Source organism: Streptomyces sp. TSRI0107, from assembly GCF_001905845.1.
Lineage (GTDB): Bacteria > Actinomycetota > Actinomycetes > Streptomycetales > Streptomycetaceae > Streptomyces.
Map to the genome: position 1 here is coordinate 284,492 of NZ_LIVZ01000003.1, position 11,535 is coordinate 296,026.

Below are 11,535 nucleotides of genomic sequence, written 5' to 3' on the forward strand. Positions count from 1 at the left end.
CACCTAGCTAATACCGTGCGTCACCGGACTGTCAAGCGAGATCGCCCCGTGATCAACAGCGGAGAGTGACGATATGAATACAGCCGCTCTCTCTGACGGTCAAACAACTCAGCGCCCCGCAAACGTTATTCACGGCACGTCAGATCAGAAGGCCGCCCGGCGGGCGGGCGGCCCCTGTGTCACCTGCCGGGGCACTCCTTCCACGCCATGTGGTACACGGTGCTGATGTCGCCGTCGGTCGAGTCCATCGTCATGAAGCTGACCTTGTCCGCCGACGTCGTGCCCGCGTTGACGCGGATCTCCGTGTTGATGTTGAAGTTGCGCTGGACACCGCACGGCGCCCAGACGAGCTGCGCCCAGTCGGTGACGTCGGTGGCCTGCCAGTTGTCGTCGTAGGCGCCCGACAGCGGGTGGTTCTTGAACGCCGTCTGCGACGAGCCCTGGAAGTAGTACGAGGCCCGCTGGACGGCGCTGGCGCCGGGCTGGAGCGAGGCGAAGCCCCGGTAGTCGGCGCTGGCGATGGCGTACGTGAAGCCCTGCGGGACGTGCACGACCAGGTTGAGCTGGCAGTTCTTGCGGAACGCCGTGGGGTCGGAGCCGCCGCCGGCCTGGGCGAGGTATTCGCTGTAGGTCACCGTGAAGGCGGTGTTGTCCTCGGAGACGGCGACGGCCGCGGTGCCGGCGGGGCAGCCGGAGCCGTTGACCGTGGCGACATTGATGACGATCTTGTCCGGGGGCGGGTCGACGAACCCGGTGGACGGGTTGTGCGCGGGCAGCACGGTGGCGACGAGAGCGGCGGTAGCACCGCTCAGGAGCAGCCCACCTGTCATGGTCTCTCCCCTTCGTTCGGATCGGTGGGGGGTGGATGCGCCCGGCTCCGCGGCACATTTCTGTGAAGGAGCAATGAAGTTGCTGTGAAGAGCCGGGGCGGTCGCATCGTAGGGAGCCGTCCGCGCCCCGCCCAGGGGCGACTTCGGCCATTCACCCCGGCCCGTTCACACGCCCGGGTGCCGCCGTGATGTCACTGCTTGGCGCCGAAGTTCTGCGTCCACCAAGGTCCGCCCGAGCCCTCGTGGACGCCCACGCCGATGTCCTTGAAGGAGCAGTTGAGGATGTTGGCGCGGTGACCGGGGCTGTTCATCCAGGACTCCATCACCGCCTGCGGGGTCTGCTGGCCGCGGGCGATGTTCTCCCCGTACGTGGACCACTGGTAGCCCGCGGCGGTGGTGCGCTGCCCAGGATCGGCGCCGTCCGGGTTGGTGTGGTCGAAGAAGTTCCGGGCGGCCATGTCGTCCGAGTGGCCCTGCGCGGCCCGGTTCAGCTGTGCGTCCTCCGTGAGCGGACCGCAGCCGGCTGCCGCCCGCTCCTTGTTCACCAGGGCGACCACCTGCCCGACGGTGCCCGTCGGCGCCGCCTGCGTCTGCGGGGCGCTGGACTGGGTACGGGTCGGCCGTGGGGAGGACGGCCGGGGCGCCGGCTCGGCCTTCTTGGTGGGGGTCGGGCTCTTGGAGGGTTTCGCCTTCTTCGACGGGGACGCGGACGGCGACGGGGACGCGGAGGGCGACGCGGACGTCTCGGCGGTCCTGGGCGCCGAGATGTCGACCGCGGGGGCGCCGGCGGTGCGCGCGGCGGTCACGTCCTCGGGCTCGGCGTCGGAGTCCGAGCCGAAGTACCACAGGCCGCCTCCGCCGGCGACGCAGGCCGCCACGACGGCCCCGGCGACGATCCGGCGCCGTACGCGGCGGTGTCGGCGCACCTGGCTGCGGGAGGCCGTCCGGCCGGACGCGGCGCGGTGCCCGGCCGCCGATCCGCCGTCGCCTCCGGAGCCGCCCAGCCGGGACGCGGAGGCGACCGGGGCCGTCCCGCCGGACGCGGCGAGCACTCGGTCCAGCAGTGCGGGCGTGGCGGCGACCAGTGCCAGGCCGGCGAGCAGCCCCTCCGCGGGCATCAGCCCGGTCCACAGACCCGAGCAGCGGGCGCAGCCACGGGCGTGCCGGGCTATTCGCTTGCGCCACAGCGCCGAGGGCCGACCGTCCCAGGAGGCCAGCAATCCGCCCAGTTCCTCGCATCGCGGCCGCGCGTCGAGCGCCCGCACGACCACCCGGGCCGCTTCCAGCTGCGCCTTCATCCGCTGCACCCGGACCGCCGTGTGCTGGGGCGACAGCTCGAGGGCGGCGGCGACCTCGGAGCGGGTCAGCTCACCGGCGCACTCCAGCCACCACAGCGACAGCAGTCCCCGGTCGTCGGGCTCCAGCCAGCGTGTCGCACGGGCGGTCTCCTGGCGCTGGCCGGACAGCTGGAGCCGCACCATGGTCAGGTCGACGAAGTCGGCGCCGGGGTCCGCGAGTTCCTCGGCCTCCTCCACGCCGCCCGGGGCGGACTGCCGGGCCTGCCAGTGCGCCCGCACCTGATTCATCGCGATGGCCACGAGCCAGGGCCGGAAGTTCTCGGGAGCACGCAGCCCGCCCAGCCCGTCGAGGGCCCGCAGCATGGTCTCCTGCACCACGTCGTCGACGTCGACGGAGCCGTTCAGAGCCCGCCCCACGATGTTGTAGACCAGCGGGAGGTACGCGCCGACCAGGGCGTCCTGGGCCTGCGGATCGCCGCTTCGGGCAGCGGTCACCAGTGCGGCCGACTCCGTGGTGCGCTCTGTACTCATCACAAACTTCCCTGTCCTCGACGCCGAACGATGCTGTCCTTCACATGGGAGACCGCTCGGTGAGCCTGGGATAACAATTCTTCGGACGCGTGTTCCACGAGAGACTCGTGGTGCCGGTCCCCCGGCGCAATGGGGAACATCACACCGGCAGGGCGCCTACCGCTCGTTCACCTCGTCGGCGGGCACCCTGCCGAACGGCATCCGCGCAGGAGAGGGACGTCACCGCTCCCGCTCGAACCAGTCCGTCGCCTCCGGCAGGAAGAGGCAGACGACCACGGGCAGCCCGAGCGCGATGCGCAGTGCCGCGTCCAGGAACTCTCCGGGCGTCGCGGCGTCCGCCACCTCGCCGGCCGAGCCGAGCAGGACGAACACCATCACCACGATGGTCGTCAGCCGGATCCCGCCCTTCGCGCTGCCCTCGTAGGTGAGGGCGAGCAGCGCGCACAGCCAGACCAGCAGCCAGGGAGCCATCAACTCGCCGAGACCGTAGGACGACATGCCGTCCGACAGTGCGAGTACGACGATCAGGCCGCTCACGCCCAGGACGTACAGCAGCAGTTGGGCCGCGCGGACCTGCCGGGGCATCTCGGCCGCTCTCGCTGTCTTCACCTGGGTCCACTCCTCATAGCGCTGGGGCCTGCGGAGATTAACCGGTGCGTCCCCTCGGTGGCCATCCACGCCCGCGGGCGGAGGCGCGGAGGGGGCCGCCAGGACATCGGCGTGGCACGCGCGGGTGACATGCGCGGGTGACATGCGCGGGTGACATGCGCCCTCGCACGCTTCCGTTGCTCCGGCCGTCGCGTCTCTCCGCGTTCGCGGCACGGGCGCCGCGGCAAGGATCGCCTCGGGCTGGCCTGCGCCTGGATCGTCTTCCGGCTCACAGCCACAACGGACCGACGGACGGAGACCGATCGTATGAACGCGCATCAGACCACGTCACTTCTGATCAGTCTCGCCGTCGTCGTCCTGCTGGCCCGGCTGCTGGGCGCGCTGGCCAGGCGGTTCGGTCAGCCCGCCGTGATCGGTGAGGTCCTGGCGGGTGTCGCGCTCGGGCCGAGCCTGTTCCACGGGGCGGTCTCCGGCGTGTTCTTCCCGGACAGCGTCCGGCCCCTGCTCGGCGCGCTGGCCGCGGTCGGCGTCGCGGTGTTCATGTTCCTCGTCGGCCTGGAGTGGGACGCCGGGTTGATACGGGGCAGCGGGAGCCTCGCCGCGAGCGTGTCGTTCAGCTCCATCCTGCTGCCGTTCGGCCTCGGCGCGGCACTGGCGCTGTATCTGATGCGGGACCACGGCACCGCGGACCGGACGGCGTTCATGCTGTTCATGGGCATCGCCATGTCGATCACCGCCTTCCCGGTGCTGGCCCGCATCCTCACCGACCGGGGCATGGCGGGCACCCCCTTGGGTGTGCTGGCTCTAGCGTGCGCGTCGATCGACGACGTCCTCGCCTGGTCGCTGCTCGCGGCCGTGGTCGCCATCAGCGGCTCGGCCGGCCCCGACCAGTGGCGGATCCTGCTGGCCCTCCCCTATCTGCTGGGCATGCTCTTCGTGCTGCGCCCTCTGCTGCACCGGGTCATGGGCCGCCGTACCGCCGGCGGGCTGACTCCGACCCTGTTCGCCTGCATACTGGCGGGCCTGCTGCTGTCCGCCGCCGCCACCGAGTGGCTGGGCCTGCACTACATCTTCGGCGCGTTCCTCTTCGGCGTGATCCTCCCGCGCACCGGCACCGAACGGCTCCGCGGCGCGGTGCACGAACGCCTCGGCCAGATGAGCAACACCCTGCTGCTGCCGGTGTTCTTCCTGGTGGCCGGCCTCCAGGTCGACCTGTCGGGGCTCGACGCGAGCGGGCTCGGCGACCTCGGGCTGATCCTTCTGGTGGCCGTGGGCGGCAAGTTCGCCGGCGCCTTCACCGCAGCCAGCCTGAACCGGATGCCGGTGCGCCAGTCCGCCGCGCTGGCGACCCTGATGAACACCCGCGGCCTGACGGAGCTGATCGTCCTGAACGTGGGTCTGCAACTGGGCATCATCGGCCAGGAGCTCTACTCGCTGATGGTCGTCATGGCCGTGGTGACGACCGCGATGGCGGGCCCCCTGCTGAGCCGGCTCCTGGGCCGCCCCACCGGGAACGATCCCGCGGGCCCCACCGGTTCCGCCGACTCCGCCGAGTCCGGCAGGACACCGGGACGCGCCGCTTACGGACCTGCCGCCGAGCCGGCCGTCAAGGAGGTGTGACCGCCGACACGCCCAACGGCCACCGTGAGATGGATCACAACTCCCGGGTGCAGCGCTGTGCGGTGTCCAGCGCCTTTACCAGGGTGTAAGGATTCATCAGGGGTGGGACGGTGAGGATGCAGCGATTTCGGGCAGAGGGCTTCGACGACTTCGTCGCTGCCCGGTGGTCGGCGTTGCTCCACGTCGCGCGACTCCTCACCGGCGGCGACCGGCAGCGGGCCGAGGACCTGGTGCAGGAGTCCCTGGTCAAGCTGTGGTTCGCCTGGCCCAAGGTCGCGGATCAGGCCCCGGAGGCGTACGTCCGCCAGGTCCTCGTGCGGACGGCGGCGCGGTCGGCCCGGCGACGGTGGTGGGGTGAGCGGCCCGTCGACGAGCTGCCCGACCGGCCCGGCCCCGGGGACGTGTCGTCGGACGTCGCCGAACGGTCCCGTCTGGAGGCGGCGTTGGCGCTGCTGACGCCGAAGCAGCGGGCCGCGGTGGTGCTGCGCTACTGCGAGGATCTGCCCGACTCGCAGGTCGCTCAGGCGCTGGGCTGCCCGGTGGGCACCGCCCGCTCGCACGCCTCACGGGGAGTCGCCCGGCTGCGTCAGATCCTTTCCGAGACCGTCAGGGCCGTGGGGTGAAGGGAGACGCCATGGACGACTTCGAGCGGGAGCTGGCGCAGCTGATGCGCGACACCCGGCAGTACACCCCCTTCGAGCCCCCGCACCGGCAGCGGTTGCACGAGGGCATCCGGGCCGAACGCCGCGTCCGGCTGCTGTGGCGGGCGGGCGGCTCCGCCGTGGCGGTGGCCGGACTGAGCATCGCGCTCGCGGTGCTGCCCGGCGTGCTGACCCGGGCGCAGCCCGCCGAGCCCCGGCCGCTGCCGGCGACCAGTCCCCGCCCCTCGGCCACCACGGAACCCGCCAGCCGACCCCCCGAGCCGAGCGTCACCCCGTCCGTTCCCCCGTCGACCACTCCGCCCGTGACCGGGAGCGGCGGCGCGACGCCCGAGGGGACGACGCCCCCGGCCACCGTCCCGCCCTCGTCGACGGGCTCCGGGGGCCGGACGGTGTCGGCGCCGCCCCCGTCGTCGGAGCCGCCGCCTCCGCCGACGCCCACGGCGACGCCGTCGGCCCCCGAACGCACGCAGGAGGCGTCCCCGTCGGTGAGTGTCCACGCGGAGTCGACCTAGAACGGCCCCGCGTCGCCCCGGCAGGGGCTCCGTCCGTTCCACCGGCCCGTGGTACGCCACCGCGCAAGCCGGGCTCCACCTCTCCCCCAGTCGTCACCCCTGGGCGCCCGCGGGCGTGCCACGGGCCGGAAAGAAACTGTGAACCAGCCATGAAGACCGCAGGGCAGTCCGCCCGCACAGACCGCCGGACGTCCGAACCGGCCCCGGCAGCGCTGCCGCGCCGCGCGCCGCTGCCCGCGCATCATCCGGATCCCGTGCTGGACGTGGTCGTCCCCGTGTTCAACGAGGAGAACGACCTGGAGCCGTGTGTGCGGCGCCTCCACGCCCACCTTGCGGAAACCTTTCCGTACCCGTTCCGGATCACCATCGCGGACAACGCGAGCACGGACCGGACTCCGCGGATCGCGGCCCGGCTGGTCGCGGAACTGCCCGACACCGACTGGATCCGGCTGGACGAGAAGGGGCGGGGACGGGCCCTGCACGCCGCCTGGTCGCGCTCCTCCGCCCCGGTGCTGGCCTATCTGGACGTGGACCTGTCCACCGACCTCGCGGCGCTGCTGCCGCTGGTCGCGCCGCTCATATCGGGCCACTCGGACATCGCGATCGGCACCCGGCTGGCCCGCGGCTCCCGGGTGGTGCGCGGCCCGAAACGGGAGTTCATCTCGCGCTGCTACAACACGCTGCTGCGCGGCACGCTCGCCGTCGGTTTCTCCGACGCGCAGTGCGGGTTCAAGGCGGTGCGGCGGGACGTCGCCGAGCGGCTGCTGCCGCTGGTGGAGGACCAGGCGTGGTTCTTCGACACCGAACTGCTGGTGATAGCCGAGCGCGCCGGGCTGCGGATCCACGAGGTGCCGGTCGACTGGGTGGACGACCCCGACAGCCGGGTGCGGATCGTGTCCACGGCACTGGCCGACCTGCGGGGCATGGCCCGGCTCGGCCGGGCCCTGGCCCGCGGCCGGCTGCCGCTGTCCGCGCTGCACCGCAGCGAGGACCCGCTCGACGGCCCGGAGCTGCCGCCCGGACTGCTCCCGCAGCTGCTGCGGTTCGCCGCGGTGGGCGTCGCCAGCACCCTGTTCTACCTGGCGCTGTACACCGCCCTGCGGCCGGCCACCGGGGCCCAGGCCGCCAACGCGCTCGCCCTGCTGATCAGCGCGGTCGCCAACACCGCCGTGAACCGCCGCCTCACCTTCGGCATCCGGGGCCGTACCAGTGCCGTGCGCCACCAGCTCAAGGGCCTGGCCGCCTTCTTGTTCGGACTGGCCGTCACCAGCGGTTCGCTCGCCCTGCTGCACCACACCACCCCCGGGGCCGGCCGCCGGGTGGAGACCGCCACGCTGATCGCCGCCAACCTGGCCGCGACCCTGCTGCGCTTCCTCCTCTTCCGGGCCTGGGTCTTCCCCGCCCGCCATTCCCGCCGTACGACAGGACAGACCACCTCATGACCACCGCCCCGGCCCTTCCGGCCGATCCGCACACCTCCGGCGGCGATGAAACCGACCGCCGTGCCGACGAGCCGGACCTGCGGCGGCGCCTGCGCCGGGCCGCGGCGCACCACGGGCCGGTGCTGGCGACGTACGGCGTGCTGAAGCTGGCGGGCTTCGCCGTCTTCATGTACCTGCTGGACTCGGCGGGCGACTTCCGCAAGAAGCACCCGCGGTTCGGCGGCGGGGCCCACGTCTGGGACGTGCTGGGCAGCTGGGACGGCTGGTGGTACCAGCAGATAGTCCTGAACGGCTACGACCCCGCCCTGGAGCCGGTCCGCAACGCCACCGGACTGATCACCCTGGAGGGCAACTCGGCGGCGTTCTTCCCGCTGTACCCGGCGCTGATGCGCCTGGTCTCCGAGTGCACCGGCCTCGGCCCGTACGGCGCGGGCATGACCGTCTCGGTCCTCTCCTCCTTCGTGGCGGCGCTCGGCATCCACGCCGTGACCAGCCACCTCGCCGGCCGCCGGGCCGGGCTGATCGCCGTCGGCCTGTGGGCGGTGTGGCCCGGCTCGGGGTCGGAGTGGTCGGTGTACTCCGAGTCCGTGTACGTGGCGCTCGCCGCCTGGGCCTGCTACGCCGTGATGACCCGCCGCTGGCTCACCGCCGGTGTGCTGACCTTCACGGCCGGGCTCAGCCGCCCCACCGCCGTCGCGCTGATCGCCGCCCTCGGCGTCGCCGCGCTGGTGGCCGTCCTGCGCCACCGCAAGGACGGCTGGGTCCGCCCGCTCGTCGCGGTGGCGATCTCCCCGCTGGGCCTGGCCGGGTATCTCGCCTGGGTCGGCTACCGCATGGGCGACTGGAACGGCTACTCCAAGCTCCAGGACGGCGCCTGGGCCCACAAGTTCGACTATGGCCGGCATTCCCTCGACGTGCTCACGTCCGTTCCGGTGGGTCACTTCGACTATCTCTTCGCGATGCCCTTCCCGGATCTGATCGGGGTGGGTGTGGTGCTGCTGGTGCCGGTGCTGACCGTGCTGCTGCTCCAGCTGCGCCCGCCGGCCGTGCTCGTCGTCTACACGGTCGTGTCCTTCGCCATGGTGATGAGCACGCAGCAGTACTTCGCCAACGTCTCGCGCTATCTGCTCCCCCTCTTCCCGCTGTTCGTCCCGGTCGCCGTCGGTCTGCGCCGCCTCACCCGTCCGTCGCTGGCCGTGCTGCTCGGCGTCGCGGCGCTGGCCTCGGGCTCGTACGCCGGGTACGCACTCTTCGAACTCGGGGTGCCGTAGCCGGGCCCGGCCGGTACGGTCCCCCGCAGGGCGGGCCCGCGACGGTCGCGCGGGCTTCGCCACGGCACCGAGGGAGTGACGTCATGGAGCAGATGCTCGCCGCCCGCCTGCACCTTCCGAGCCGCGCCCTGCGCCTTGAGGAGGTGCCCCGCCCCCAGCCGGGGCCCGGGGAGGTGCTGGTGAAGGTGGCGGCGGCCGGTGTCTGCCTGTCCGACGTCCACCTGATCGACGGCACGCTCAGTCCTCTCCTGCTGGACGGCGACACCGTCACCCTCGGCCACGAGGTGTCCGGCACCGTCGCCGAGACCGGCGAGGGGGTCACCGCGTGGACACCGGGACAGCGCGTCGTGCTGCACGCGGGCGAGCTGCGCGACGGTGTCGTCCACACCCGCGGCGTCGACTACGACGGCGGCTGGGCCGAGTACGCCCTGTCGTCCGCGGACGCGATGACGGCGCTGCCCGACACCATCCCCTTCGAGCAGGGGGCGATCATCCCGGACGCCGTGTCCACGCCGTGGGGCGCGATCACCGTGACCGGCGAGGTCCGGCCCGCCGAGGCGGTGGGCGTGTGGGGCGTCGGCGGTCTCGGCGTGCACGCCGTGCAACTGCTGCGGGCCGTCGGGGCGTGCCCGATCGTCGCCGTGGACCCCAGCGCGGCCGCCCGGGAGCGGGCGCTGTCCGCCGGTGCCGATCTCGCGCTCGACTCCGCCGACCCGGACCTGCGCACGACGGTGGCCGGGGCGACCGGCGGGCTCGGGCTCGCCGCCGCCTTCGACTTCGCGGGCGTGCCGGCGGTGCGCGAACAGGCGCTCACCGTTCTCGCGCCCAAGGGGCGCCTCGTCCTCGTGGGGCTGACGAACCAGCCGCTCACCGTCACGCACGGCACCCGCTTCAGCTACCTCCAGCAGCGGATCCTCGGCCACTACGGCTCCGACATGCCGGTGGCGCTGCCGCAGCTGCTGCGACTGGTGAACGGCGGGCGGCTGGACTTCTCCGGGTCCGTCAGCGGCGTACTGCCCCTGGCGCGGGCCGCGGAGGCGGTGGAGCGGCTGGAGAAGAAGGCGGGCGACCCGATCCGCCTGATTCTGCGCCCCTGACGGCCGGAACGCGTCGCCCGCGGGGCCCGCCCCGGTCGTTAGGACTCCTGCACGGTTGTGCGGAGCACTCGACGATCAGAGGAGTTACGGTGGCGGATCTCGCGGACTCGGTCGAATCGATGGAGCAGCTGGCGACGGTCTGGCGTGCCATGGTGCTGGACAGGGATGCGGACGCCGACGTCCGGGATCTCCCGGGCATCGCGGTGCGCTGGGCGGACTGCCGGTTCGCGTTCTGGAACTGCGTGACGCTGACCGAGGTGGGGGCGGACGCGGCGCTGGTGGAGCGGCGGCTGGGCGAGGCGGCGGAGATCATGCGCGCGAAGAGGCATCCGGGCTTCCTGTGGGTGTTCGAGGACCTGCTCGGCACCGAGGCGCGCGCGGCCCTCCCCGCGGCGGCCGAACGAGCGGGCCTCGCCTACGCGTTCCCGGGCACCGGCATGGCCGGGGACCTGCTGCCCCTGCCCGAGCCGGCCCACCCCGACCTCACGTTCGTCCGGGTCCGCACCGACGAACAGCTGCGCGCGTACGCGGACCTCAATTCACGCGCGTACGGCTTTCCCCTGGAGGACGGGCGCGACGGGCTCGCCGGTTCGGCGCTGTGGAAGGAGGAGGTGCACGCCTATCTGGGGATGCGGGGCGACGTCCCGGTGACGTGCGCCGCGACGGTGGCGGCAGACGGCCGGCTGTTCGTCGTGCTCGTGGCCACGGACCCCCGGTGGGAGCGCAGGGGATACGGCGAGGCGGTGACGCGGAAGGCGCTGTACGAGGGCGCCCGGGCCACCGGACTGACCCGCGCGACCCTGCACGCGACCGCCGCCGGGGCGCCCGTCTACCCGCGCATCGGCTTCCGGCCGAACTCGCCCATGGGCTTCTACGGCCTGGGCTGATACGCCGCTCGGGTGGCCCCGGTGGCGCGAGCGGCCGGATCGCGCGTCTCTGGACGAAAGACGTGCGGCCGGAGGGCGAATGACCATGGAGCAGCAGGGAGAGCGCCTCGGGACCCCCCGTGCCGCCGGAATCGCCGGAGTGGTGTTCGCGGTGCTGATGGCCGCGGCGATCGTTCTGGTGCGTCTCGCCCTGCCCGGCGGGGCCGAGGGGGACGGCGTCGCCGTCGACGGCGGGCAGCGTGACTCCGTGCGGACGGCGCTGGAACTGCTGCCGTTCGCCGGAATCGCCTTCCTGTGGTTCATGGGGGCCCTGCGCGAGCAGGCTGGTGCGGGAGAGGACCGGTTCGTCGCCACCGTGTTCCTGGGCAGTGGTCTGATCTTCGTGGCCACCCTGTTCGGCTGTGGCGCGGCGGCCGGCACGGTGCTCGACGAGGGCGAGCAGGACCCGCCTTTCGGCCGCCAGTTCGCGTACGCCCTGCTGACCACGTACGCCATGCGGATGGCGGCGGTGTTCGTCATCACGACGTCGACGATCGGCCGGCGGCTCGGCGTGCTGCCGCGCCCGCTCGTGGTCCTCGGCTACCTGGCGGGGCTGATCCTGCTCGTGGTGGGCTCGAGCCTGCCCTGGTCCGAACTGGTCTTCCCGGCGTGGGCGCTGGTCGTCAGCCTGCACATCCTGCGGGGCCGGCGTCCCACTGGCCTACGGCAGTCCGCCGGCCCGGCCTGAGCCGGCCGCGCCGCTCACTCCAACGGCGTCCGCCGCGTCGCCGCGGTCC

11 protein-coding genes are annotated in these 11,535 nt (G+C 72.7%); 8 read left to right on the plus strand and 3 right to left on the minus strand.

The features are described from left to right. Positions 1-179 precede the first annotated feature (179 nt). From AMK31_RS08190 to AMK31_RS08200, 3 genes are all read right to left on the minus strand, one after another. Positions 180-830 carry a DUF4360 domain-containing protein gene (locus AMK31_RS08190; RefSeq protein WP_073939710.1) on the minus strand — a complete coding sequence of 217 codons (651 nt, stop codon included), beginning with the start codon at positions 828-830 and terminating at the stop codon, positions 180-182. Positions 831-1,021: 191 nt separating this feature from the next. Continuing rightward, on the minus strand, positions 1,022-2,659 hold the full coding sequence (locus AMK31_RS08195) for a sigma-70 family RNA polymerase sigma factor (protein ID WP_073939711.1): 1,638 nt from the start codon (positions 2,657-2,659) through the stop codon (positions 1,022-1,024). A gap of 219 nt (positions 2,660-2,878) precedes the next feature. Continuing rightward, a complete protein-coding gene (locus AMK31_RS08200) occupies positions 2,879-3,268 on the minus strand; it encodes a hypothetical protein (RefSeq protein ID WP_143204223.1) in 390 nt (129 codons plus the stop codon). A gap of 306 nt (positions 3,269-3,574) precedes the next feature. Here AMK31_RS08200 and AMK31_RS08205 point away from each other — a divergent pair, with 306 nt between their 5' ends. From AMK31_RS08205 to AMK31_RS08240, 8 genes are all read left to right on the plus strand, one after another. Next, positions 3,575-4,888, plus strand: a complete 1,314-nt coding sequence (locus AMK31_RS08205) for a cation:proton antiporter domain-containing protein (protein ID WP_079186765.1) — start codon at positions 3,575-3,577, stop codon at positions 4,886-4,888. Positions 4,889-5,004: 116 nt separating this feature from the next. Further along, positions 5,005-5,511: a SigE family RNA polymerase sigma factor gene (locus AMK31_RS08210; RefSeq protein ID WP_073939713.1), complete on the plus strand. Its 507-nt coding sequence runs from the start codon at positions 5,005-5,007 to the stop codon at positions 5,509-5,511. A gap of 11 nt (positions 5,512-5,522) precedes the next feature. Continuing rightward, positions 5,523-6,062 (plus strand): hypothetical protein, encoded by a 540-nt coding sequence (locus AMK31_RS08215; protein WP_073939714.1) that lies wholly within the window; start codon positions 5,523-5,525, stop codon positions 6,060-6,062. Between the two features lie 149 nt (positions 6,063-6,211). Further along, positions 6,212-7,504, plus strand: coding sequence for a bifunctional glycosyltransferase family 2/GtrA family protein (locus AMK31_RS08220; RefSeq protein WP_079186766.1), 1,293 nt, complete (start codon positions 6,212-6,214; stop codon positions 7,502-7,504). Beyond that, positions 7,501-8,775: a hypothetical protein gene (locus AMK31_RS08225; protein ID WP_241842583.1), complete on the plus strand. Its 1,275-nt coding sequence runs from the start codon at positions 7,501-7,503 to the stop codon at positions 8,773-8,775. The genes AMK31_RS08220 and AMK31_RS08225 overlap by 4 nt, the downstream gene beginning before the upstream one ends. Positions 8,776-8,858: 83 nt before the next feature. Further along, positions 8,859-9,872: a zinc-binding dehydrogenase gene (locus tag AMK31_RS08230; protein ID WP_073939715.1), complete on the plus strand. Its 1,014-nt coding sequence runs from the start codon at positions 8,859-8,861 to the stop codon at positions 9,870-9,872. A gap of 89 nt (positions 9,873-9,961) precedes the next feature. Beyond that, positions 9,962-10,759 carry a GNAT family N-acetyltransferase gene (locus tag AMK31_RS08235; RefSeq protein ID WP_079186767.1) on the plus strand — a complete coding sequence of 266 codons (798 nt, stop codon included), beginning with the start codon at positions 9,962-9,964 and terminating at the stop codon, positions 10,757-10,759. An 85-nt stretch (positions 10,760-10,844) separates the two neighbouring features. Then, a complete protein-coding gene (locus AMK31_RS08240; protein ID WP_073940121.1) occupies positions 10,845-11,486 on the plus strand; it encodes a hypothetical protein in 642 nt (213 codons plus the stop codon). Positions 11,487-11,535: the final 49 nt, after the last annotated feature.